This is a genomic window from Stenotrophomonas sp. 3(2025) (genome assembly GCF_052665395.1).
This window is the reverse complement of the sequence record NZ_JBQOIF010000005.1, coordinates 64,881-87,512: the sequence shown is the minus strand read 5'-3', so window position 1 is coordinate 87,512 and position 22,632 is coordinate 64,881. Positions and strand designations below refer to the sequence as shown.

Below are 22,632 nucleotides of genomic sequence, written 5' to 3'. Positions count from 1 at the left end.
GGGCCGCACGCATGAGCACCACCGTCCATGGTCTGAAGAACTGCGATACCTGCAAGAAGGCGACCAAGTGGCTGGACCGCTTCGGCGTGCCGTACACCTTCGTCGACTACCGCGACAACAAACCCAGCCCGGAAACGCTGCTGGAATGGGCCGCCCAGCTGGGTGGCCTGGCAGCGATGGTCAACCGATCCTCCACCACCTGGCGGCAGCTGCCCGACAACCGCAAGGCCGCCGATTCGGAGGCGGAGTGGAAGCTGCTGCTGCGCGAGTACCCGCAGTTGATCAAGCGGCCGCTGGTGGTGACTGCCGACGGCAAGGTCAGCCAGGGTTTCAGCGACAACGGTTTCAAGGCGCGCTTCGGCGTGGGCGGCGCGTGAGCGCCGTCCTCGACCTGGTCTGCGATCTGATTGCACGGCCATCGGTGACCCCGGACGATGCCGGTTGCCAGGAACTGATCGGCCAGCGTCTGCAGGCGGCCGGTTTCACCTGTGAGCACCTGCGGCTGGGCGAGGTCGACAACCTGTGGGCCACGCACGGCAGCGGCGCGCCGGTGCTGGTCCTGCTGGGCCATACCGACGTGGTGCCGCCGGGCCCGCGCGAGGCGTGGCAGAGCGATCCGTTCGCGCCACAGATCCGCGATGGCGTGCTGTACGGTCGCGGCACCGCCGACATGAAAGGCAGCGTGGCCGCGTTCGTGATCGCTGCCGAACAGTTCGTTGCGGCCCATCCGCAGCACACCGGTACGCTGGCGGTGCTGCTGACCAGCGATGAGGAAGGCGATGCGATCGATGGCGTGCGCCATGTCGCGCGGCTGTTCGCCGAGCGTGGCCAGCGCATCGACTGGTGCATCACCGGCGAGCCGTCCTCCACCGCCACGCTGGGTGACCTGCTGCGCGTGGGACGTCGCGGCAGCCTGTCGGCCAAGCTGCGCGTGCAGGGCGTGCAAGGCCACGTGGCCTACCCGGACAAGGCGCGCAATCCGATTCATCTTGCCGCGCCGATGCTCGCTGAACTGACCGCACGGCGCTGGGACGAGGGCTATGAGAGCTTCCCGTCGACCAGCCTGCAGATCTCCAACATCCATGCCGGCACCGGTGCCAACAACGTGATTCCCGGTGAACTGGAGGTGGATTTCAACATCCGCTACAACCCGCACTGGGATGCAGCGAAGCTGGAAGCGGACATCACCGCGCTGCTGGACCGCCATGGCCTGCAGTACACGCTGAAGTGGCACCGCAGTGGCGAGCCGTTCTACACCCCGGAAGGTACGTTGCGTGCAGCGGCGCGCGCGGTACTGGCCGAGCACACCGGTCGCGCACCGGAAGAGAGCACCGGTGGTGGCACCTCCGATGCGCGCTTCATCGCACCCCTGGGCGCGCAGTGCATCGAAGTCGGCCCGGTCAACGCCAGCATCCACCAGGTGGATGAGAACGTGCGCGTGGACGAGCTGGAAGCACTGCCGGGGCTGTACCAGCGACTGGTCGAACGCCTGCTGGTGTGATCCGCGTCGCCGGGCATGGCCCGGCGCTACCGGGGGGAGCGTGCGGATGCTGGTGTGATCCGCGTCGCCGGGCATGGCCCGGCGCTACCGGGTGAGCGTGCGGATGCTGGTGTGATCCGCGTCGCCGGGCATGGCCCGGCGCTACCGGGGTGAGCGTGCGGATGATGGTGTGATCCGCGTCGCCGGGCATGGCCCGGCGCTACCGGGGGGAGCGTGCGGATGATCGTGGGTAGCGCTGGGCCATGCCCGGCGAGTGCAGCGGCGCGCGTCATTCCGAAAAAATGAAGAACGGCGGTTCGACTGCTTTTTTCCAGTAGCTCGGCGCGGCCATGTAGAAGCGCTGCGCGTCGGCCCGGGCGAACCAGCGCGCTGCCGCGTCGGTGTCCTTCTCCACGCCCGGCGCACTGCGGCCCAGCAGCAGCCCGGCGAAGTACTGGCCGAACACATTGCCCTTCTCGCCGGCGCGCTGGTACAGCTGCAGCGCACGCGCCGGATCGCGCGGCAGTCCCACGCCCTTCTCCAGCAACGCGCCCAGGTCCACCTGCGCTTCGGCATCGCCGTGCTCGGCGCGACGCTGGATCTGCGCAACCAGCGGGTGCACGCCGTCGCCCTGCGCGGTCACCGCATCCGGCAGTCGCGACGATGAACTCGGGTAGCGCTGATGGATCATTCCGCGCAGGTCCCAGCGCAGCGCCTGTTGCGCGTCGCCACGCTGGCGATAGGCCTTGGCAAGTTCGTAGAACGCATAGGGATTGCCGTGGTAGGCCGCCGCCAGATAGGCGCGTTCGCCCCGTCGCCAGGACGCACGCAGCACCGGCGCAGGGTTGATGCGGGGGCTGTCGGCATACCGCAGCGTGCCGGAGATCCAGATCCGGCCCAGGGCTTCTTCCGCCCTGGTGTTGTGGAAGGTCCAGGGGGTGACCGCTGCGGCACGCTCGTAATAGGCAATGGCGCGCGGATCGTTGAAGCGCTCGAAGGTTTCGGCGGTATCAAAGGCCCCCTTGAAGCTGCCGTCGGTTCCGCGTTGTTCCAGGCTCTGCTGCTGAGCCGGCGGAAGGAGCGAGGGTGGGGGCAGGGTCTGGCAGGCGGCCAGGCCCAGGCAGATCAGGGCGGCCAGAGCCGCGTTGCGTCCGTTGCGGTGTTGCATTTCCATTGCACGTTTCACGGCGGGCCATTATGCGCTCTGCGGAGTGGTTGCCAACGCAACGGTTGCGCCGTGCCGGAAAGCGGGGTAGGGTCGATGCCATGTCGATCCGCCTGGCCACCGCCGTCAACAACACCAACCGCAATAATCTGCGTGCGAATAATCGTGCGCGGCCGATGCGGGACTGCGCCCTGGGTAGATAGACAGCAACATACGCCCGGACACCAGAAAACCCGCATCGGCCGATGCGGGTTTTTTTGTGCCCGGGCGCAGCCCCACCCGGGCCTGGATGGCCGGTCGAACACCTTCCCCCCGTGTACTTCCCCACAACAGGAGTTCCACCCATGTGTTCGATCTTCGGTATTTTCGGCCTGCAGGCCGGTGACGATCTTCCTTCCCTGCGCCGCCATGCGCTGGAGCTGTCGCAGCGCCAGCGTCATCGTGGCCCGGACTGGAGCGGCGTGTACCTGGACGAAGGCGCGCTGCTGGTGCACGAGCGCCTGGCCATCGTCGATCCGGCAGGCGGCTCGCAGCCGTTGCTGTCCGAAGACGGGCAGCTGGCGCTGGCGGTCAACGGCGAGATCTACAACCACCAGCAGCTCAAGGCCGGGCTTGCCCAGGCCTATGCCTTCCAGACCGGCTCGGACTGCGAGGTGATCAACGCGCTGTACCGCCAGGGCGGGTCGCCGGCGCAGTGGCTGGAGCAGCTCAACGGCATCTTCGCTTTTGCGTTGTGGGATCGCAGTGCGGGTCGTGTACTGATCGCGCGCGACCCGGTCGGCGTGGTGCCGCTGTACTGGGGCCATGATGCGCAGGGGCGGTTGCGCGTCGCCTCTGAAATGAAGGCGTTGGTCGACACCTGTGCCGATGTCGCCCAGTTCCCGCCCGGCCACTACTACGACAGCGCCAGCGCTGAGCTGGTGCGCTACTACCAGCAGCCGTGGCGCGCGTACGATGACGTGCAGGGCCGTCCGGCCGATCTCGCCGAGCTGCGCCAGGCCTTCGAACATGCGGTCGAACGCCAGTTGATGAGTGACGTGCCGTACGGCGTGCTGCTGTCGGGCGGGCTGGATTCATCGCTGGTTGCGGCCGTGGCAGCACGTTATGCGCGTCGTCGCATCGAAGATGGCGGGCAGAGCGAAGCATGGTGGCCGCGCCTGCATTCGTTCGCCATCGGCCTGAAGGGCTCGCCGGATCTGGCCGCTGCTGCGGTGGCCGCCGAAGCACTGGGCACGGTCCACCACGGCTTCGAATACACCTTCGAAGAAGGCCTGGACGTGTTGCCGGAGGTGATCCGCCATATTGAAACCTACGACGTCACCACCATCCGCGCCTCCACGCCGATGTTCCTGCTGGCGCGCCGGATCAAGGCGATGGGGGTGAAGATGGTGCTGTCCGGCGAAGGCAGCGACGAGATCTTCGGCGGCTATCTGTACTTCCACAAGGCGCCGGACGCGCGCGAATTCCACCAGGAACTGGTGCGCAAGCTCGATGCCCTGCACAACTACGATTGCCTGCGCGCCAACAAGTCGATGATGGCCTGGGGCGTGGAGCCGCGCGTGCCGTTCCTGGACCGCGAGTTCCTCGACGTGGCGATGCGATTCGATGCCGCACACAAGATGGTCGGCGCCGGTTCTGGTGGTCGCCGCATCGAGAAGGCGGTACTGCGCGAAGCCTTCCAGGGCTACCTGCCGGACAGCATCCTGTGGCGGCAGAAGGAGCAGTTCAGCGATGGCGTCGGCTACGGCTGGATCGATGGCCTGAAGGCGCACGCCGAAGCACAGGTCAGCGACCGCGTGTTGGCTGCGGCCGACAAGCGCTTCCCGCACAACCCGCCGCAGACCAAGGAGGCGTACTACTACCGTCACCTGTTCGAGCAGTTCTTCCCCAGCCATGCGGCGGCTGAAACCGTGCCGGGCGGCAAGTCGATCGCCTGTTCCTCGCCGGCAGCGATCGCCTGGGATGCCAGCTTCGCCGCCGCCGCCGACCCGTCGGGCCGCGCCATCGCCGGCGTGCACGAACAGGCGTTGGCCTGATCGGCCACGCCGAGCGGCAGCCACACGGGTAGCGCCGGGCCCTGCCCGGCGAGCCCTGCAGCGCATGGGCGGCGAGGGACGTATCATCGGCGCCCTGCACATTGGGGAATGTTCATGGACGTACAGACCGGAGGTCCCGTGAGGCCGACGAAATGGGCTTGGCGCTACCTGGTGTGGGCCGGCGTGCCGCTGCTGGCCGGCCTGCTGCTGGCGCGCTATGCGGGCCCCGGGCTGCCGACGGTGGCCAGCAAGGCCGAAGCCGTGGTCGGCAGTGACTGGGCACGTCACCTGGCCTCGCCGCTCGGCCTGTTCCTGCTGCAGCTGCTGGTGCTGTTGCTGGTCGCCAAGGGCGCCGGTGCGCTGTTGAAGCGTTTCGGCCAGCCGGCCGTGATCGGCGAAATGGCCGCCGGCCTGATGATGGGGCCGCTGTTGCTGGGCAGCCTGCTGCCGCAGGTGCACGGTGCGCTGTTCCCGGCCGCTTCGCTCGGGCCGCTGGGCATGCTCAGCCAGCTGGGTGTACTGATGTTCCTGCTGGTGGCCGGCGCCGAACTGGATCTGGGCGCGCTGCGTGGGCGTCGTCGCTTCGCCTTCACCGTCAGCCACGCCGGCATCGCGGTGCCGTTCGTACTCGGTGTGGCACTGGCCATCTGGCTGTACCCGCAGCATGGCCCGCAGGGCGTGAGCTTTACCGCGTTCGCGCTGTTCGTCGGTATTTCGATGAGCATCACCGCTTTCCCGGTGCTGCTGCGCATCCTCGCTGATCGCGGCATCACCCATACCCCGCTGGGGCAGACCGCCATCGCCTGCGCGGCGCTGGGCGATGCGACCGCGTGGTGCCTGCTGGCGTTGATCGTGGCGGCAGCGCAGGCCACCGGCTGGCTGCCAGCCAGCCTCAACCTGCTGTGCGTGGTGGCGTTCATCGCGCTGATGCTGGGCCTGGTGAAGCCGTGGTTCGCCCGGCAGGCCATCGCGCCCGGTCGCGAAGGGCGCTGGCTGCTGGGCATCCTGCTGCTGTCGCTGGCCAGTGCGCTGGTCACAGAAATACTCGGCATCCATGCGCTGTTCGGCGCCTTCGCTGCAGGCGTGGCGGTGTCGTCCAACGCGCAGCTGCGGCACCTGCTGGTGGCCAGGGTCGAACCGTTCGCGGTGACGCTGCTGCTGCCGCTGTTCTTCGCCATGACCGGCCTGCGCATGCGCGCCGACGCGTTGCAGACCAGTGACATCGCGTTGTGCGTGGTGGTGATCGCCGTGGCCACGGTGGGCAAGCTGTTGGGCACCTGGAGCGCGGCGCGCAGTACCGGCATGGCCTCGCGCGAAGCGTGGCGGTTGGGTGCGCTGATGAACACCCGCGGGTTGATGGAGCTGATCGTGCTCAACCTGGGCTACGAGCTGGGCCTGCTGGGCGACCGCCTGTTTGCGGTGCTGGTGATCATGGCACTGGTGACCACTGCGATGACCGGGCCGCTGTTGAACCTGATCGAGCGCCGCAAGGCCTGACCCGGTGAATCCCGCCGGGCATGGCCCGGCGCTACCATATCGTTCGGATCCACTGTGCGCGGGCTCGTTGCTCTGGTAGCGCCGGGCCATGCCCGGCGAGCAATTACCTGGCCGGTAGCAGCGTCAACGTGTGCTGCGCCTTGCCGGGCAGGAACGGGGTGGGACGGCCGTGCACCCAGTCCTCATGTCCGGCGCCCCAGTACGGCGACAGCGGATGGCCGCTCTGCCCACCCGGCATGTGCACGATGCCATCGGCCTCGTGTCCGGGCGAGACCACCATGCGCTGCGAGGCGCCGAACGCCGGCGTCTGTACACGCGGCATGTCACGGTCGCCGGGCAGGGGATCGGTCGGCATGCACAACCAGCGGCTGGCGAAGGCGGGCAGGGCGCGCGCGACCGGATGACAGATTGCTGCAGTATTGCGCTCGCCCCAGCTGCGGTGCGCCAGCGGCCCCTGCGCCGACAACTCCGCTTCGGTACGGCGCGCCGCATCGGCCAGCAGCGCATCCCAGCTCGTGTAGGCGGGCGGCAGCAGGTTGGCGGGGCGCTGCTGCAGCATCGGCCAGGCCACGCCTTCCAGCTGCGCCAGGCGCGGTGCCAGGAAATCCTCGCCCAGCGGTGCCCGGGCCGGTGCCAGCAGCGCATCGGTCAACGTGTCGAGTACCTGTGTGCGGAATTCGCGCACCACCCGGTAGCTGACCGAACCGATCGCGGCGCGACCCTCCCAATGGCTGCTGGCCGTGCCCAACCGCTTCAGTGCCGGATCGTCGCTGTGCTCGACCACCTGGTGCAGCAGCACCCACCAGCGCTGCAGGAACACCGCGCGGTCGTCGAGCTGGATCGCCAGCAGGTCGTGCTCGTCGAAATGCGCCTGCGTGGCCAACAGGTCGCGGATCTGCCGTCCGCGTGCGCCGAGGTCGTAGCCACCATTGCCGACCGTGGCCAGGGTCGCCTCGTCCACCACGCGGCTGTTGGCCGTCCACAGCCGATGCGAGGCGGGGTCGACCAGGCTCGGCGCGGCGTCGCTGCGGATCGGCCACGGCGCGCAGCCCGGGTTGCGGTGATTGTCATTGAAGCCCAGCGGTGTGCAGCCCGGGCCACGGTCAGGCCGCGCGCCGATCAGGCGCCACGCGATGCGCCCGCTGCGGTCGCCGATCACCAGGTTCTGCGCGGGAATGCGGGCGTGGTCGGCAATCTGCAGGGCCTGGTCCAGATCGGCGGCCCGTGCCATGTCGGCGAAGTCCATGCGCACCGCGCCCGGCAACTGCGCGACCCAGCGCAAGGCGTCGCCGCTGCCATCGGCGTGGGTGTGCAGGATCGGTCCCCACGCGGTTTCGCGTACCGGGAAACGCACGTCGGCACCGCCGGCCACGACGATCCGTTCCTCGTGCACGGTCACTGCAGCGTCCGCTGGCTCGGTGCGGAAGTCGGCAGTGTCGATGTAGCTGTTGGTGAAGCCCCAGGCCACGTGGCCGTTGCTGCCGACAATCACCGCCGGCACGCCCGGCAGCGAGAATCCGCTGACGTCGACCTGGCCACCCGCGGCCTGTGGATCGGGGTAGCGCAGGCGCACACGGAACCACAGGCTGGGGGCGCGCAGGCCCAGGTGCATGTCGTCGGCGACGATCGCACGGCCATCGGCGGTCAGCGCGCCGGCCACGGCGAAATTGTTGCTGCCGACCGCGTCAGCATCTTCGGCAGCCGCGCCGGTCGCCGCCTTCAGCGTGCGCAGGTCCAGCTGGCTGGCATCGGGCAGGGGGGCGTTGCCACGGGCAGCGCCGGCCAGCGGCGCATCCCACTCGCTGCCGTCATGCGCCAGCAGCGCATACAGTGCCGGTGGCACCACCGCGCGGATGCGATCCAAGGCGAGTTCGGACTGGTTGCTGGGGTCCTGCAGGTCGGCGTACATGGCCAAGCCTGCCAGCACGCTGTCGCTGGCCTGCCACGGTCGGGGCGCCTGCCGCAGCAGCAGGTAGGCCCATGGCCGCACCGCCAGGCTGCCCAGGCCCTGGTTGACCCCGTCCACGTAGGCGCGCACGGCCGCAGGGTCGCTGCCCAGTGCGTCCTGCAGATGGGCCTCGGTGCGCGCGCGCAGGCGGTGCACGCGCATGCGCTTGTCGGCTTCGATCGCCTTCGCCCCGAACAACGCGGACAGTTCACCCGCGGCACTGCGCCGCATCAGGTCCATTTCGAAATAACGTTCCTGCGCGTGAACACGGCCGAGCGCCCGCAGGGCATCGGCCTTGTTGCCGGCGGTGATGGTGACCACCCCCAGCGCATCGCGCTCTACGGTGAGCTGGGTGGCCAGCCCGGGCAACGGGTGCTCGCCATCCAGCTCGGCCAGGCTGCCGCGCAGCAGCAACCACAGGGCCAGCACCGCCAGCAGCATGATCGCTACCAGCGCACCCAGAATCCACCGCCACGTACGACGCATTGCAGGTCCTTTCCGAGCAGGTCGGCCGATTGTAGCCGCAGGCGCAACTGCGACTGATTCCGATTAGATCACCGTAGTTCCAGATCGGGCACCATGGGCGCCATCGATTCACAGGAGCGCCCCCCATGAAAGGCAACCCGGACGTCATCGCCTGCCTGAAGGAACTGCTGCGCGGCGAACTCGCCGCCCGCGACCAGTACTTCATCCACTCCCGCCGCTACGAGGACCAGGGCCTGTTCGCGCTGTACGAACGCCTGAACCACGAGATGGAAGAGGAGACCCAGCATGCCGACGCGCTGCTGCGCCGGATCCTGTTCCTGGGCGGCGACCCGGACATGCGCCCGCATGCCACCGAGCCCGGCAAGACCGTGGAGGAGATGCTGCGCAAGGACCTGGACACCGAATACGCGGTGCGCAACAACCTCGCCGCCGGCATGAAGCTGTGCGAGGAGAAGGGCGACTACGTGAGCCGCGACATGCTGCTGGCGCAGTTGAAGGACACCGAGGAAGACCACGCCTGGTGGCTGGAGCAGCAGCTGGGCCTGATCAAGCGCATCGGCCTGGAGCTGTACCAGTTGAGCAAGATCGACGGCAGCGGCGCCCCGGCGCACTGACCCCGATTGTCGTAGCGCCGGGTCATGCCCGGCTCTACCAGGATTGCAAAGCAACGTCGCCCGCCAGCACCGGAGCACCGCCAGCCAGCCTTCGCCCGCCAGCTGCTCCACCGCCCGCCAGCCGACAAACAAAGAAGCCGGGGAATGCCCCGGCTTTTTTGTGTCTGATGCTCCGTTCCCGGTAGCGCCGGGCCATGCCCGGCGGGTTCCCGGTTGCCGGGCAAGGCGTGTCAACCAAGGTTGACACCTACCGTCATTCGACCGACAACCCTTCCACCTTCTGCCAGCCACGCGGCAGCAGATGGCCACGGGTGGCGCGGGCGCCCAGATAGGCGTCGAGTTCGTTGAACTTCAGGCCCATGGTGCGCTGGCCGCTGCGGACCTGCAGGGTCTGGCCCGGGCTGATTGCCACGATGGCGACCACGCGTTCGGTGGCGAGCTTGGCCTTGGGGATCTCGATGATCTTGTTGCCCTTGCCCTTGTCCAGTTCCGGCAGGTCGTTGGCGGCGATCGCCAGCAGGTTGCCCGAACTGGTCACCGCGACGATGCGGTCGGTAGCGACGTTGGCCACCACCGATGGGGTCAGTACCGACGAACCCGCCGACAGGTTCAGCATCGCCTTGCCGGCCTTGTTGCGACCGATCAGGTTCTCGAAGCGGGTGACGAAGCCATAGCCGTGGGTCGAGGCCAGCACGAAGCGGGTATCCGGTTCGGCGCTGGCCAGGGTCACGAAGCTGGTGCCTGAGGCCGGCGAGAAGCGGCCGGTCAGCGGTTCACCGTTGCCGCGTGCCGAGGGCAGGGTATGCACCGGCGTGGAGTAGGCGCGGCCTTCGCTGTCCAGGAACGCGACCTGCTGGGTGCTGCGCGCACGCACTGCGCCCTGCAGGGCGTCGCCGTCGCGGTAGGACAGGGCGGACGCATCGACGTCGTGGCCCTTGGCGGCACGGATCCAGCCCTTCTCCGACAGCACCACGGTCATCGGCTCGCTCGGTACCAGCTCGGTCTCGTCGATGGCCTGCGCGGCCTGGCGCTGCACCAGCGGCGAGCGGCGTTCGTCACCGAACTTCTTGGCATCGGCCTGCAACTCGTCGCGGATCAGCTTCTTCAGTTTGGCCTTGCTGTCGAGGATGCTGAGGATCTTGTCGCGCTCCTTGGCCAGTTCGTCCTGCTCGCCGCGGATCTTCATTTCTTCCAGGCGGGCCAGCTGCTTCAGCTTGGTTTCCAGGATGTACTCGGCCTGGTCTTCGGACAGGCCGAAGCGTGCGATCAGCGCCGCCTTCGGTTCGTCCTCGGTACGGATGATGTGGATCACCTCGTCCAGGTTGAGGAACGCCACCAGCAGGCCTTCCAACAGGTGCAGGCGACGCTCGACCTTCTGCAGGCGGTGCTGCAGGCGGCGGGTGACGGTGCTGCTGCGGAATGCCAGCCATTCGCTGAGCAGCGTCTTCAGGTTCTTCACCTGCGGACGGCCGTCCAGCCCGATCACGTTGAGGTTGACGCGGTAGCTGCGCTCCATGTCGGTGGTGGCGAACAGGTGCCCCATCAACTGCTCGGCGTCGACGCGGTTCGAGCGCGGCACCAGTACCACGCGCACCGGGTTGGCGTGGTCGGACTCATCGCGGATGTCTTCCAGCCACGGCAGCTTCTTGGCGCGCATCTGCGCGGCGATCTGCTCGATCACCTTCGACGGCGACACCTGGAACGGCAACGCGGTGACCACCACGTTGTGCGCTTCCTTGATGTAGGTGGCACGCGCACGCACGCTGCCGTTGCCGGTCTCGTACATGTTCCGCAGGTCGTTGGCCGGGGTGATGATCTCGGCGTTGGACGGATAATCCGGACCCTTCACGTGCTCGCACAGGTCGCGCACGCTGGCATCCGGATCGTCCAGCAGGTGCAGCAGCGCGCTGACGATCTCGTTGAGGTTGTGCGGCGGCACATCGGTGGCCATGCCCACGGCGATGCCGGTGGTGCCGTTCAGCAGCAGATGCGGCAGGCGTGCCGGCATCCAGGTCGGTTCCTGCAGGGTGCCGTCGAAGTTCGGTGCCCAGTCCGTGGTGCCCTGGCCCAGTTCGCCCAGCAGTACTTCGGCGATCGGGGTCAGCTTGGATTCGGTGTAACGCATCGCCGCGAACGACTTCGGATCGTCGCTGGAACCGAAGTTGCCCTGGCCTTCGATCAGCGGATAACGGTACGAGAACGGCTGTGCCATCAGCACCAGTGCTTCGTAGCACGCGCTGTCGCCATGCGGGTGGTACTTACCGATGACGTCACCGACGGTGCGCGCGGACTTCTTCGGCTTGGACGCGGCATTCAGGCCCAGCTCGCTCATCGAATAGATGATGCGGCGCTGCACGGGCTTCAGGCCGTCGCCAATGAACGGCAGGGCTCGATCCAGGACCACGTACATCGAGTAGTCGAGGTAGGCGCGTTCGGCGTACTCGCGCAGCGGCAGTTGTTCGAAACCGTGGAACACGGGGCGGGCAAGATCGGTCATGCGGCGTTGTTACCTATGTCGGGAGGCGGTGACGGCGGTCGCCGCTCTCAATCCAGTGATTATCCGGATGCGGCGGGGGATGCCAAGCCGCGTGCAGGGTCAAGGCCCGGTTCCAGGCCGTGGCCGGCCCGTGCCAGGTAGCGTCCGGGCGGTAGCCCGAAGTGTCGCCGGAACACGGTGACGAAGGCGCTGGCGCTGCTGAAGCCCAGTGCGTGGGCGATGTCGGCCACGCTGCGGCCCTCGCTGAGCTGCCGCAGCGCCTCGGCCAACCGCGCCTGCTGGCGCCATTGCGCGAAGCTGAGGGTGGTCTCGTCGCGGAAATGGCGGGTCAGGCTGCGCGGCGACAGGCCGGCCCAATGCGCCCACTGCGCCAGGCCGCGCTCATCGGCCGGGTCGGCCAGCAGCTGCGAGGCGATCTTCAGCAGGCGCCGGTCGCGCGGCATCGGCAGGTGCATGCGCTGGCGCGGCGCGGCGCGTATCTCGTCCAGCAGCACGTTGATGATGTGCTGCCGCTCGCTGGTGCTTTCGTAGTCCTGCGGCCAGTCGCAGATGCGTTCGGCCACTGCCTGCGCCAACCGCGAGATGCCCAGTACGCACGGGTCGGCGGGCAGTTCGGCGCACAGCGGTGCGGCCAGCACCATGCCCCAGCCGCGCAGGGGGCCATCGATGTGGACCGTATGCGGCTCGGCCGGCGGCATCCAGCCCGCCGAACCGGGCGCCAGCGACCAGGTGCCATGCGAGGTGCGGGTGGTCAGCAGGCCGCGTTCGACGCAGATCAGCTGCGCGCGAACGTGGTGATGCCAGTCCACTTCGCGGGCCAGCCCCTGCGGGCTGTCGAAGCGGAAGGCGATGACCGGCGGGCCGTCATTGCGCTCGAACCAGTCCAGCGCTTCTTCACGCAGCAGGGTGGCCGGTCCGGGTTCGCCCGCCGTCATGTGGGCTGGGGGTGGCTTGAATGTGACATTCATTGGCTGGATTGTACTACCGGGCCAGTTGGGAGCGCCATTAAGGTGGCGCCTTCACCTGATCCAGCCCACTGCTGCAACACAGCATTCGATGCCAGATCGAATATTTCCATTGAGAAATATTTTTTTTGGAAGAGAATGCTCCCCCATGATCTGTCCTGCAACCACTCCCCCCAGCTTCGGCCTGCTGCTGCGCCAGGTGCGCGACGGCCTGGTCCGCCAGCTCGACGCGTCCATGGCCGAAGAAGACCTCGGCATCGGCTTCACCCACTACATCGGGCTGAAGGTGCTCTCGAACATGGCGCCGTGCACGGCCAACGAGCTGGCCCAGGCCATCGACCAGGTGCCCAGCGCGGTCACCCGCCTGCTGGACAAGCTGGAAGCGCTCGGTTGCGTGCGCCGTGAGCCGCATGCGCAGGACCGGCGTGCGCTGCAGATCGTATTGACCGATGAAGGCCGCGCGCTGTGGGCGCGGTTGAAGCTGCGCGGCGACGCGGTGATGGATTACGCCCTGCGCGATCTGTCCGCCGACGAACGCACGCAGCTGCTGTCCCTCCTGACCCGAATCCGCGATTCCCTGACAACCCCATGAACCCGATCCCGCATCCCACTCTCCGCCGCTCCGCGCGCGCGCTGCTGGTTTCAGCGCTGGCCCTGGCCTTGGCCGCCTGCGCAAGCAGCCGTGGCCTTGACCCGCAGGGCCACGTGCTCGACGTGGACAGCCTGCACAGCGAACGTACCCTGGCCGACAGCGACCTGAGCGCCGCCGGTTTTCCTGCCCAGGACTGGTGGAAGGCACTGGGCGATGCGCAGCTGGATGCGCTGATCGCCGAAGGCCTGGCCGGCCATCCGAGCCTGGACGCCGCCGACGCGCGCCTGCGCCAGGCACAGTCGCAGGTCGGCACCGCGCGCGCCGATCGCCTGCCCAGCCTCTCCGTGTCCGGTGGCTACACCGGCCTGCGCCTGCCCGAATCGATGGCTGGCGATGAAATCGGCGGCCACTACGCCGGCAGCAGCCAGATCGCGTTCGACTTCAGCTACGGCATCGACCTGTGGGGCGGCAAGCGCGCCGCCTGGGAGGCTGCCGTGGATGGCGCCCACGCCGCCACCGTCGAGGCCCAGGCCGCGCGCCTGAACCTGTCCACCGGCATCGCCCAGGCCTATACCGACCTGGCCTACGCCTGGCAGCTCAACGACGTGGCCGAAGAAGAACTGGCGCGCTCGCAGAAGTCGCTGCAGCTGACCCGGCAGCGTCGTAGTGCCGGCATCGACAGCGATCTGCAGGTGCGCCAGGCCGAAGCCCGCGTGCCGGCCGCACAGCAGCAGTTGCTGGCGGCGCAGCAGCGCATCGATGCCGGGCGCACGGCGCTGGCCGCGCTGGTCGGCAAGGGCCCGGACCGCGGCCTGTCGATCGAACGCCCGCGGGCGATGAACCCGCTGGCCCTGCAGCTGCCGGGCGTAGTGCCCAGTGAACTGCTCGGCCGTCGCCCCGACATCGTCGCCGCGCGCTGGCGGGTGGAAGCGGCCGACAAGCAGATCAAGGTCGCCAAGACCCGGTTCTACCCGAGCCTCAACCTGACCGCGCTGGCCGGCGTGGTCGCACCGAATGTCGGCGACCTGCTGCAGAGCAGTTCCAGCTTCGCCTACATCGGCCCGGCGCTGAGCCTGCCGATCTTCGAAGGCGGCAAGCTGCGGGCCAACCTGGCCAACACCGATGCGCAGTACGACCTGGCCGTGGCGAACTACAACCAGGCGGTGCTCGATGCACTGCGCGACGTGGCCGACCAGGTCAACGCGGTGCGCTCACTGGCGCAGCAGGCGCAGTCGCAGCAGCAGGCGGTGGATACCGCACGCGCGGCGTTCGACCTGGCCCAGCAGCGCTATCGCGCCGGCATCGGCAGCTACCTGGACGTGCTGACCGCGCAGTCCACCCTGCTGCAGTCGCAGCAGCAGCTGGCCGGCCTGCAGTCGCAGCAGCTGCAGACCTCGGTGCGCCTGAGCAAGGCGCTCGGCGGTGGTTTCCAGCCCAGTGACGCTGATGCCGCACCGCTTGCTTCCCATTCCGATTCCCCGCATTCCTGAAGACCCCTGCCATGAGCCAGACCCAAGACACTGCGGCCCCTGCCGCCCCCAACCGCCGCGGCAAGCTGTTGCGCGGCCTGTTCGTGATCGTCGTGCTGCTGCTGGCGGCACTGGCGCTGTGGTACTTCATGTTCGGCCGTTGGTTCGAAGAGACCGACGACGCCTACGTGCAGGGCAACCAGGTGCAGATCACCCCGCTGGTGGCCGGTACCGTGGTCGCCATCAACGCCGACGACGGCATGCGCGTGGAGCGCGGCCAGCTGCTGGTGCAGCTGGACCCGGCCGATACCTCGGTGGCCCTGCAGCAAGCCGAAGCCAACCTGGCCAAGACCGTGCGCCAGACCCGCGGCCTGTACCGCAGCGTCGAAGGTGCGCAGGCGGACTTGAACGCACGCCAGGTGACCCTGAAGCGCGTGCGCGACGACTTCGCACGCCGCAAGGGCCTGGCCGCCACCGGCGCCATCTCCAACGAAGAACTGGCCCACGCCCGCGATGAGCTGGCAGCTGCCGAAGCGGCCGTGGCCGGTTCGCGCGAGACCGTCGAGCGCAACCGCGCACTGGTTGATGACACCGTGATCGCGACCCAGCCGGATGTGCAGGCTGCCGCCGCGCAGCTGCGCCAGGCCTTCCTCAACAATGCACGTTCGGGCATCGTCGCGCCGGTCACCGGCTATGTTGCCCGTCGTTCGGTGCAGGTTGGCCAGCGCGTGCAGCCGGGCAATGCGCTGATGGCGGTGGTGCCGACCGACCAGATGTGGGTCGAAGCCAACTTCAAGGAAACCCAGCTGCGGCACATGCGCCTGGGCCAGGAAGTGGAGCTGAAGTCGGACCTGTATGCCGGCGACGTCAAGTACAAGGGCCGCATCGACAGCCTGGGCCTGGGCACCGGCTCGGCGTTCTCGCTGCTGCCGGCGCAGAACGCCAGCGGCAACTGGATCAAGATCGTGCAGCGCGTGCCGGTGCGCATCGCCATCGATGCCAAGCAGCTGGCCGAACACCCGCTGCGCATCGGCCTGTCGATGAAGGCCGAGGTGAGCCTGCGCGACCAGAAGGGCGAAGTGCTGCCGAGCGCAGCCGCCAAGGGCACGGTGTTTGACACCGACGTGTATGCCAAGCAGCTGCACGATGCCGATGAGGTGATCCACACGATCATCCAGGGCAACCTGCCGCAGCAGTCCAAGGCGAGCTGAGGTCGGCCATGTCCGCACAAGCTCCAGCTGCGCCCGGCTCTCCGGGCGCACCGGCGGCGCCGGGTGCGGCCGCTGGCTTCCTGCCACCCAGCGTGGCCCTGTGCACCGTGGGCCTGGCGATGGCCTCGTTCATGCAGGTGCTCGACACCACCATCGCCAACGTCTCGCTGCCGACCATCGCCGGTAATCTTGGCGCCAGTTCGCAGCAGGCGACGTGGGTCATCACCTCGTTCGCGGTCAGCACCGCGATCGCGCTGCCGCTGACCGGCTGGCTCAGCCGTCGCTTCGGCGAGCGCAAGCTGTTCGTGTGGGCCACGCTGGCCTTTGTGATCACCTCGCTGCTGTGCGGCCTGGCCCAGAGCATGGGCATGCTGGTGCTGTCGCGTGCACTGCAGGGCTTCGTCGCCGGCCCGATGTACCCGATCACCCAGTCGCTGCTGGTCTCGATCTATCCACGGGAGAAACGCGGGCAGGCGCTGGCGCTGCTGGCGATGATCACCGTGGTGGCGCCGATCTGCGGGCCGATCCTCGGTGGCTGGATCACCGACAACTACAGCTGGGAATGGATCTTCCTGATCAACGTGCCGCTGGGCATCTTCGCTGCGCTGGTGGTGGGCAACCAGTTGAAGGGTCGCCCCGAGCACGTCGAGAAGCCGAAGATGGACTACGTCGGCCTGGTCACCCTGGTGATCGGCGTGGGCGCATTGCAGCTGGTACTCGACCTGGGCAACGACGAAGACTGGTTCTCGTCGATGAAGATCGTGGTACTGGCCTGCGTGGCCGTGGTGGCGCTGACCGTGTTCCTGATCTGGGAACTGACCGACAAGGACCCGATCGTCGACCTGAAGCTGTTCCGGCACCGCAACTTCCGCGCCGGTACGCTGGCGATGGTGGTGGCCTATGCAGCGTTCTTCAGCGTGGCCCTGCTGATTCCGCAGTGGCTGCAGCGCGACATGGGCTACACCGCGATCTGGGCCGGTCTGGCAACAGCCCCGATCGGTGTCCTGCCGGTGATCATGACCCCGTTCGTGGGCAAGTACGCATCGCGTTTCGACATGCGCATGCTGGCCACCATCGCGTTCGTGGTGCTGTCGATGACCAGCTTCCTGCGCTCGGGTTTCAACCTGCAGGTGGACTTCCACCATGTGGCAGGCGTGCAGCTGATCATGGGCATCGGCGTGGCACTGTTCTTCATGCCGGTGCTGCAGATCCTGCTGTCGGACCTGGATGGTCGTGAGATCGCGGCCGGCTCGGGCCTGGCCACCTTCCTGCGTACGCTGGGCGGCAGCTTCGCGGCGTCGCTGACCACCTGGCTGTGGGCACGTCGCACGCAGGTGCATCACGCGGACCTGACCGAGCACATTTCGGCCTATCAGCCGGGCATGCAGGACCAGGTGGCGGCGATGGGGCAGGGCGACCTGCAACATGGCGCGGCGGTGCTGAACAACATGATCAACCACCAGGCATCGCAGATGGGCTTCAACGACATCTTCTTCCTGCTGGGCTGGATCTTCCTGGCGATCATCTCGTTCCTGTGGCTGGCCAAGCCGCCCTTCGGTGCGGGCGCGGGTGCCGCCGCCGGTGGCGGGCACTGATCGATCGCTGTCGCTGAAAAACAAAACCCCGCCGGAAGGCGGGGTTTTTGTTTGCAGTGCATCCACGCATGCATGCGAATTCCAGTAGATCCACGCCATGCGTGGATGGACGCCACAATCGCGTGATCCCGGCAAACGCCGGACATGAAAAAACCCGCTTGCGCGGGTTTGATCATTGTCTGAGTCATGGTGCCCAGGAGAGGACTCGAACCTCCACGAAGTTGCCCCCGCTAGCACCTGAAGCTAGTGCGTCTACCAATTCCGCCACCTGGGCGACTCAGGAGGAGAATTTTGCAGGAAGGCTGGATATGTGTCAACACCATTTCACACATTTTTTTCTGCACCGGCTTCCGCGTGCACATCCAGATGCAGCAGCAGGCTGCGCATCGGTGGCGAGAGCGATGTCCAGTCGGCGAACGCGGCGCACAGCCGGCGTTGTGCCCATGCGTTGCCGAGTGCAACGGCGACGATGCCGGTGGCCCGCCGATGTTGCCGCGCGATCGTGCGCGGCGCGATGCCCACGCCGATGCCATGGCCCACCATCGTGCACAGGCCTTCAAAGGTCTTCATGCGGATGCGCACGTCGAGCGTGCGTCCGGCCTCTGCCGCCAGTTCTTCGATATAGGTCTGCAGCGCATTGCCGTCGGCCAGGGCAACGAAGGTCTCGCCCAGCACATCGCTGAAGTCGAGCGAGCGCCGCGCGGCGAAGCGGTGGCCGGCCGGCAGCAGCATCATCAGCGGATCTTCGGCTACGACATGACGACGCAGTCCATCGGCGGGAACGGCATCACTGATGATGCCGGCCTCTGCCTGGCCGGCACGGATCGCGCGCACGACTTCATTGCTGGTGCGTTCGTGCAGTTCCACGCGCAGGCGAGGGCGCTCTGCCAGCCATGGGGCCAGCCGCGCGGGCAGGTAGTTGGTCAATGCCGCGGTGTTGGCGTACAGGTGCAGCGTGCCGCGCGCACCGTGGGCGAACGCCTGCAGTTCGCCGCGCAGCTGCGCCTGCTGCTGCAGGATCAATCGCGCGTGATGGGCCAGTGCGGCACCCGCTTCGGTGAGGCTGATGCCGCGCGGGTGACGGGTCAGCAGCGCCGTGCCAGCGTCGGTTTCGATGGCGCGCAGGCGTTCGCTGGCCGATCCCAGTGCCAGATTCGCCTCCACCGCGCCGGCGGTGATGCTGCCGGCTTCGGCCACCGCCAGGAACAGGCGCAGATCGGCAATGTCCAGACGCATGTCGTTTGCTCCGCTCGGCCCTGCCTTCGGCTGGTCCGAAGGCGCAGGCGGGAAGACCGCATTGTGCGCGCCTGCGGCGCCGGCTCCAATGGCGGCATGAACGAGACGACATACTTCTATGGATTGCTGGTGGTGGTGTTCGTGCTGGCCGGGATGGTCAAGGGCGTGACCGGCATGGGCCTGCCGACGGTGGCGATGGGACTGCTGGGCGGCGCGTTGTCGCCGGTGGCGGCGGCCTCGATGCTGTTCATTCCCACCTTCGTCACCAATGCCTGGCAGTTGCTGTCCGGGCCATCACTGGGCCGCACCCTGCGGCGGCTGTGGCCGATGATGCTGGCCGTGGTGGTGGTGACGCTGGGCTCGGCCGCGCTGCTGGTACGGGTGGATCGTGATGCCTCGCGCGCCGCGTTGGGCGTGGCGCTGGTGGTGTATGCGCTGTACGCACTGGTGGCGCCGGTGTTCCGCGTACCGCAGCGGCGCGAGCGCTGGCTGGGGCCGCTGGTCGGGGCGGTGTCCGGCGTGGTCACTGGCGCCACCGGCGTGTTCGTCATGCCGGCGGTGCCGTACCTGCAGTCGCTGGGGTTGCAGCGCGAGGAGCTGGTGCAGGCGCTGGGCCTGGCATTCACCGTATCGACGATCTCGCTGACCACCGGACTGGTGCTCAACGGTGCGTTTGGCGTGCAGCAGCTGGGGTTGAGTGCGCTGGCGGTGCTGCCGGCGCTGCTGGGCATGTGGCTGGGGCAGGTGATCCGCCAGCGCATCAGCGCGCGGGTGTTCCGCGCCTGCTTCCTCGGCTTCCTGCTGTTGCTGGGCCTGGAGCTGATGCTGCGTTCGTGGTGGTGATGCCGGCCGGACGCCAGACAAGAAAAAACCCGCTTTCGCGGGTGTTTTTCATTCTCGACATGGTGCCCAGGAGAGGACTCGAACCTCCACGAAGTTGCCCCCGCTAGCACCTGAAGCTAGTGCGTCTACCAATTCCGCCACCTGGGCGTCGAGGAGGAGAATTATGGGGTGCCGTGATGGAGGTGTCAACACTCTTCTGAAATTCCTGCGTCCAACGTGCTCAGTAGATCCACGCCATGCGTGGATGGGTGCGGCAGCCGGATTTCAGGCAAAAAAAATCCCCGCCGGAGCGAGGAGTTTTTTCGTTGGTGCCCAGAAGAGGACTCGAACCTCCACGGTTTTACCCGCTAGTACCTGAAACTAGTGCGTCTACCAATTCCGCCATCTGGGCGTTCCAGAGGCGCAATTGTGAAGATGAACACGCAGGCTGTCAACGATTTTGTGAACGTTTTTCACCCGATTGTTCAAAGACGGGCGCTGACCCGTTCTGCACGCCCACAGCGGCTACCATGGAGGGCGATGACTACCAAAAAACCAAGCAAGGGCGGGAGCAAGTCCCGCAGTGAAGCCCCCAACAAGGGCACCAAGCAGGGCACTGCCCGCAACAACAAGCCGGGCAAGCCGTTGCCGGGCTGGCTCCCCGCACTGGCCGAAGGCGGTGCACCGCCTCCAGGACGTGGCCGCCGCAACGCCGAGCCGCCGGGTCCGGCGCCGGGCCGCAAGCTGCCGCCGACGGGCAAGGTGATCGACGATCCCTATGCGTCCCGCGAAGCGGAAAAGTACGAACAACCCATTGCCAGCCGCGAGGCCATCCTGGCCCTGCTGGAACGCTGCGAAGGGCCGCAGACGGCTGAGGAACTCGGCGCGCGCCTGGGCCTGACCGCACCGGACCGTGCCGAAGCACTGTCGCGCCGGCTCGGCGCCATGGTCCGCGACGGCCAGCTGGTGCAGAACCGCCGCGGCGGCTTCGCGCCCATCCAGACGTTGAACCTGGTCACCGGCGTGGTGATTGCCAATCCGGAAGGGTTCGGCTTCCTGCGCCCGGTCGAGGGCGGTGACGATCTGTTCCTGCCGCCGTATGAAATGCGCAAGGTGATGCACGGCGACAAGGTGCTGGCACGTGTCACCGGCATTGACCACCGCGGCCGTCGCGAAGGCAGCATCGCCCGCGTGCTCGAGCGCGGCATGACGCGCCTGATCGGCCGCTTCAGCGTCGAGATGGGCATCAATTACGTGGTGCCCGATGACAAGCGCATCCAGCGCAACGTGCAGGTACCGCCGGATCAGACCGGCGGCGCGGGCGATGGCCAGCTGGTCGTCTGCGAACTGACCCAGGCACCGGACAGCCGCCGTCCGCCGATCGGCCGCATCATCGCCGTGCTCGGCGACAAGCTGACTGCCTCGCTGGTGGTGGAAACCGCGATCCACGGCCACGAGCTGCCGTTCGAGTTCCCGCAGGAGGTGCTGGACGAAGCCGCCGCGGTACCGCTGGTGGTCGAGCCGGCGATGATCGGCGGCCGCGTCGACCTGCGCAGCACGCCGCTGGTCACCATCGATGGCGAGGACGCCAAGGACTTCGACGACGCGGTGTACTGCGAGCCGAACGCCGATGGCTTCCGTTTGGTGGTCGCCATTGCCGATGTCTCCAACTATGTCCGTCCCGGCACGCCGCTGGACGATGAAGCACAGAAGCGCGCCACCTCGGTGTACTTCCCGGGCTTCGTGGTGCCGATGCTGCCGGAAACGCTGTCCAACGGCATCTGCTCGCTGATGCCGAAGGTAGACCGCATGTGCTTCGTCTGCGACATGCAGATCGACCGCGAGGGCCAGGTGACCGGCTCGCGCTTCTACGAAGCGGTGATGAATTCGCATGCGCGCCTGACCTACACCCAGGTGTGGCAGGCGGTGGGCGAGGACGATGCCGGTGCCAAGGCCTTCATCGGTGACCTGTTGCCGCAGGTGCAGCGCCTGCACCAGCTGTACAAGGTGCTGTCGAAGGCGCGCAGCAAGCGTGGCGCGATCGAGTTTGAAAGCAGCGAAGTCCGCTTCGTGCTCGACAACCGCGGTGAAGTCACCCAGGCCGGCATGCTGGTGCGCAACGATGCGCACAAGCTGATCGAGGAATGCATGATTGCGGCCAACGTGGAGGCGGCCAAGTACCTGTTGTCGCGCCATGTGCCGGCGCCTTACCGCGTGCATGAGAAGCCGCCGGAGACCAAGTACGCCGATCTGCTGGAATTCCTCAAGGAGTTCAAGCTGAGCCTGCCGCCGTGGTCGAAGGTGCGCCCGGGTGATTACACCAAGCTGCTGAAGAAGATCCGCGACCGTCCCGATGCCACGCTGCTGGAATCGGTGCTGCTGCGCAGCCAGAGCCTGGCCGTGTACAGCCCCGACAACAACGGCCACTTCGGCCTGGCGCTGGAAGCGTATGCGCACTTCACCTCGCCGATCCGTCGCTACCCGGATCTGCTGGTGCACCGGGCGATCAAGCATGCGCTGTCGGGCAAGCCGCTGGACAAGTTCACCTACACCGCCCGCGAGATGGCAGCACTGGCACTGCAGTGTTCCGAGCGTGAGCGTCGCGCCGATGAGGCCGAGCGTGAAGTGGATGAGCGTTACCGCGCGGCGTGGATGGAAAAACACGTCGGTGGCCAGTTCGACGGCGTGATCAGCGGCGTGACCAGCTTCGGCCTGTTCGTGGAGTTGGCCGACTCGAAGGTGCAGGGCCTGGTGCACGTGACCCAGTTGCCGCAGGACTATTACAAGTTCGACGCGACCCGCAAGACGCTGACCGGTGAGCGCCGCGGCAGCAGTTACCGACTGGGTGACCAGGTGCGCATCCTGGTGCTGAAGGCCAGCATGGAAGAACGCAAGATCGACTTCCGCCTGGTCGAGCACAAGGGCGAGGAAGAGGAAGCAGGCCCGGCCCCGCTGCCCGAGCGCGGCAAGCCGGCCAAGCGCGCGAAGAAGAAGTATTGAAAGCCGTGCCGACCAACGG

The 22,632-nt window shown here is 67.3% G+C and carries 16 protein-coding genes and 3 tRNA genes; 11 read left to right on the top strand and 8 right to left on the bottom strand.

Features of this window, described 5'->3' with window-relative positions; genetic code table 11:
* The first annotated feature begins 11 nt into the window (after positions 1 to 11).
* Entirely contained in the window at positions 12 to 377 is a 366-nt protein-coding gene (locus tag ACUXVE_RS05670) for an arsenate reductase (RefSeq protein ID WP_080149330.1), read from the top strand.
* Positions 374 to 1,501 carry a succinyl-diaminopimelate desuccinylase gene (gene dapE / locus ACUXVE_RS05665; RefSeq protein ID WP_445513973.1) on the top strand — a complete coding sequence of 376 codons (1,128 nt, stop codon included), beginning with the start codon at positions 374 to 376 and terminating at the stop codon, positions 1,499 to 1,501. Before ACUXVE_RS05670 ends, dapE begins: the two co-directional genes overlap by 4 nt.
* Before the next feature lie 268 nt (positions 1,502 to 1,769).
* Here the strand turns inward: dapE and ACUXVE_RS05660 are convergent, their stop codons facing one another.
* The gene (locus tag ACUXVE_RS05660) at positions 1,770 to 2,648 is read right to left on the bottom strand and encodes a tetratricopeptide repeat protein (RefSeq protein WP_445514037.1); all 879 of its coding nucleotides are present in this window, start codon (positions 2,646 to 2,648) and stop codon (positions 1,770 to 1,772) included.
* 341 nt (positions 2,649 to 2,989) lie between these two features.
* Here ACUXVE_RS05660 and asnB point away from each other — a divergent pair, with 341 nt between their 5' ends.
* The gene (gene asnB, locus ACUXVE_RS05655) at positions 2,990 to 4,681 is read left to right on the top strand and encodes an asparagine synthase B (RefSeq protein ID WP_445513972.1); all 1,692 of its coding nucleotides are present in this window, start codon (positions 2,990 to 2,992) and stop codon (positions 4,679 to 4,681) included.
* 108 nt (positions 4,682 to 4,789) lie between these two features.
* A complete protein-coding gene (locus ACUXVE_RS05650) occupies positions 4,790 to 6,178 on the top strand; it encodes a cation:proton antiporter domain-containing protein (protein ID WP_445513971.1) in 1,389 nt (462 codons plus the stop codon).
* Between the two features lie 103 nt (positions 6,179 to 6,281).
* Here the strand turns inward: ACUXVE_RS05650 and ACUXVE_RS05645 are convergent, their stop codons facing one another.
* On the bottom strand, positions 6,282 to 8,612 hold the full coding sequence (locus ACUXVE_RS05645) for a penicillin acylase family protein (protein ID WP_445513970.1): 2,331 nt from the start codon (positions 8,610 to 8,612) through the stop codon (positions 6,282 to 6,284).
* A 125-nt stretch (positions 8,613 to 8,737) separates the two neighbouring features.
* Between ACUXVE_RS05645 and bfr the strand changes: the two genes are divergently transcribed.
* On the top strand, positions 8,738 to 9,226 hold the full coding sequence (gene bfr / locus ACUXVE_RS05640; RefSeq protein ID WP_025877631.1) for a bacterioferritin: 489 nt from the start codon (positions 8,738 to 8,740) through the stop codon (positions 9,224 to 9,226).
* Between the two features lie 253 nt (positions 9,227 to 9,479).
* Here the strand turns inward: bfr and parC are convergent, their stop codons facing one another.
* Complete coding sequence (gene parC, locus ACUXVE_RS05635; RefSeq protein WP_445513969.1) at positions 9,480 to 11,723, bottom strand: DNA topoisomerase IV subunit A; 2,244 nt, start codon at positions 11,721 to 11,723, stop codon at positions 9,480 to 9,482.
* 59 nt (positions 11,724 to 11,782) lie between these two features.
* Positions 11,783 to 12,691, bottom strand: a complete 909-nt coding sequence (locus ACUXVE_RS05630) for an AraC family transcriptional regulator (RefSeq protein WP_445513968.1) — start codon at positions 12,689 to 12,691, stop codon at positions 11,783 to 11,785.
* A 145-nt stretch (positions 12,692 to 12,836) separates the two neighbouring features.
* Between ACUXVE_RS05630 and emrR the strand changes: the two genes are divergently transcribed.
* From emrR to emrB, 4 genes are read left to right on the top strand one after another with little or no spacing between them, the layout of a single operon-like run.
* Complete coding sequence (emrR, locus tag ACUXVE_RS05625) at positions 12,837 to 13,280, top strand: multidrug efflux system transcriptional regulator EmrR (RefSeq protein ID WP_025877626.1); 444 nt, start codon at positions 12,837 to 12,839, stop codon at positions 13,278 to 13,280.
* On the top strand, positions 13,277 to 14,770 hold the full coding sequence (emrC, locus tag ACUXVE_RS05620) for a multidrug efflux transporter outer membrane subunit EmrC (RefSeq protein WP_445513967.1): 1,494 nt from the start codon (positions 13,277 to 13,279) through the stop codon (positions 14,768 to 14,770). Before emrR ends, emrC begins: the two co-directional genes overlap by 4 nt.
* An 11-nt stretch (positions 14,771 to 14,781) precedes the next feature.
* Positions 14,782 to 15,960, top strand: coding sequence for a multidrug efflux MFS transporter periplasmic adaptor subunit EmrA (gene emrA / locus ACUXVE_RS05615; protein ID WP_445513966.1), 1,179 nt, complete (start codon positions 14,782 to 14,784; stop codon positions 15,958 to 15,960).
* Between the two features lie 8 nt (positions 15,961 to 15,968).
* Positions 15,969 to 17,555, top strand: a complete 1,587-nt coding sequence (emrB, locus tag ACUXVE_RS05610; protein ID WP_025877622.1) for a multidrug efflux MFS transporter permease subunit EmrB — start codon at positions 15,969 to 15,971, stop codon at positions 17,553 to 17,555.
* A gap of 187 nt (positions 17,556 to 17,742) precedes the next feature.
* On the opposite strand, the gene ACUXVE_RS05605 is transcribed toward emrB, so the two are convergent.
* Both ACUXVE_RS05605 and ACUXVE_RS05600 read right to left on the bottom strand, forming a co-directional pair.
* Positions 17,743 to 17,829: transfer RNA gene (locus ACUXVE_RS05605), tRNA-Leu, on the bottom strand.
* Positions 17,830 to 17,879: 50 nt separating this feature from the next.
* On the bottom strand, positions 17,880 to 18,791 hold the full coding sequence (locus ACUXVE_RS05600; RefSeq protein WP_093817771.1) for a LysR substrate-binding domain-containing protein: 912 nt from the start codon (positions 18,789 to 18,791) through the stop codon (positions 17,880 to 17,882).
* A gap of 96 nt (positions 18,792 to 18,887) precedes the next feature.
* Here ACUXVE_RS05600 and ACUXVE_RS05595 point away from each other — a divergent pair, with 96 nt between their 5' ends.
* Positions 18,888 to 19,634 carry a sulfite exporter TauE/SafE family protein gene (locus tag ACUXVE_RS05595; protein ID WP_445513965.1) on the top strand — a complete coding sequence of 249 codons (747 nt, stop codon included), beginning with the start codon at positions 18,888 to 18,890 and terminating at the stop codon, positions 19,632 to 19,634.
* 60 nt (positions 19,635 to 19,694) lie between these two features.
* Here the strand turns inward: ACUXVE_RS05595 and ACUXVE_RS05590 are convergent.
* Positions 19,695 to 19,781, bottom strand: a tRNA-Leu gene (locus ACUXVE_RS05590).
* Between the two features lie 159 nt (positions 19,782 to 19,940).
* Positions 19,941 to 20,025 (bottom strand) — tRNA-Leu (locus tag ACUXVE_RS05585).
* A 128-nt stretch (positions 20,026 to 20,153) separates the two neighbouring features.
* Between ACUXVE_RS05585 and rnr the strand changes: the two genes are divergently transcribed.
* Complete coding sequence (gene rnr / locus ACUXVE_RS05580) at positions 20,154 to 22,613, top strand: ribonuclease R (RefSeq protein WP_222390108.1); 2,460 nt, start codon at positions 20,154 to 20,156, stop codon at positions 22,611 to 22,613.
* The last annotated feature ends 19 nt before the right edge of the window (positions 22,614 to 22,632 follow it).

Bases quoted from the DNA above. Each gene is read 5' to 3' on its own strand.
- ACUXVE_RS05645 (WP_445513970.1), bottom strand. From the start codon at position 8,612: ATGCGTCGTACGTGGCGGTGGATTCTGGGTGCGCTGGTAGCGATCATG.
- ACUXVE_RS05650 (WP_445513971.1), top strand. From the start codon at position 4,790: ATGTTCATGGACGTACAGACCGGAGGTCCCGTGAGGCCGACGAAATGG.
- emrB (WP_025877622.1), top strand. From the start codon at position 15,969: ATGTCCGCACAAGCTCCAGCTGCGCCCGGCTCTCCGGGCGCACCGGCG.
- emrC (WP_445513967.1), top strand. From the start codon at position 13,277: ATGAACCCGATCCCGCATCCCACTCTCCGCCGCTCCGCGCGCGCGCTG.
- asnB (WP_445513972.1), top strand. From the start codon at position 2,990: ATGTGTTCGATCTTCGGTATTTTCGGCCTGCAGGCCGGTGACGATCTT.
- emrR (WP_025877626.1), top strand. From the start codon at position 12,837: ATGATCTGTCCTGCAACCACTCCCCCCAGCTTCGGCCTGCTGCTGCGC.
- ACUXVE_RS05670 (WP_080149330.1), top strand. From the start codon at position 12: ATGAGCACCACCGTCCATGGTCTGAAGAACTGCGATACCTGCAAGAAG.
- ACUXVE_RS05595 (WP_445513965.1), top strand. From the start codon at position 18,888: ATGAACGAGACGACATACTTCTATGGATTGCTGGTGGTGGTGTTCGTG.
- rnr (WP_222390108.1), top strand. From the start codon at position 20,154: ATGACTACCAAAAAACCAAGCAAGGGCGGGAGCAAGTCCCGCAGTGAA.
- emrA (WP_445513966.1), top strand. From the start codon at position 14,782: ATGAGCCAGACCCAAGACACTGCGGCCCCTGCCGCCCCCAACCGCCGC.
- ACUXVE_RS05600 (WP_093817771.1), bottom strand. From the start codon at position 18,791: ATGCGTCTGGACATTGCCGATCTGCGCCTGTTCCTGGCGGTGGCCGAA.
- bfr (WP_025877631.1), top strand. From the start codon at position 8,738: ATGAAAGGCAACCCGGACGTCATCGCCTGCCTGAAGGAACTGCTGCGC.
- ACUXVE_RS05660 (WP_445514037.1), bottom strand. From the start codon at position 2,648: ATGCAACACCGCAACGGACGCAACGCGGCTCTGGCCGCCCTGATCTGC.
- parC (WP_445513969.1), bottom strand. From the start codon at position 11,723: ATGACCGATCTTGCCCGCCCCGTGTTCCACGGTTTCGAACAACTGCCG.
- ACUXVE_RS05630 (WP_445513968.1), bottom strand. From the start codon at position 12,691: ATGAATGTCACATTCAAGCCACCCCCAGCCCACATGACGGCGGGCGAA.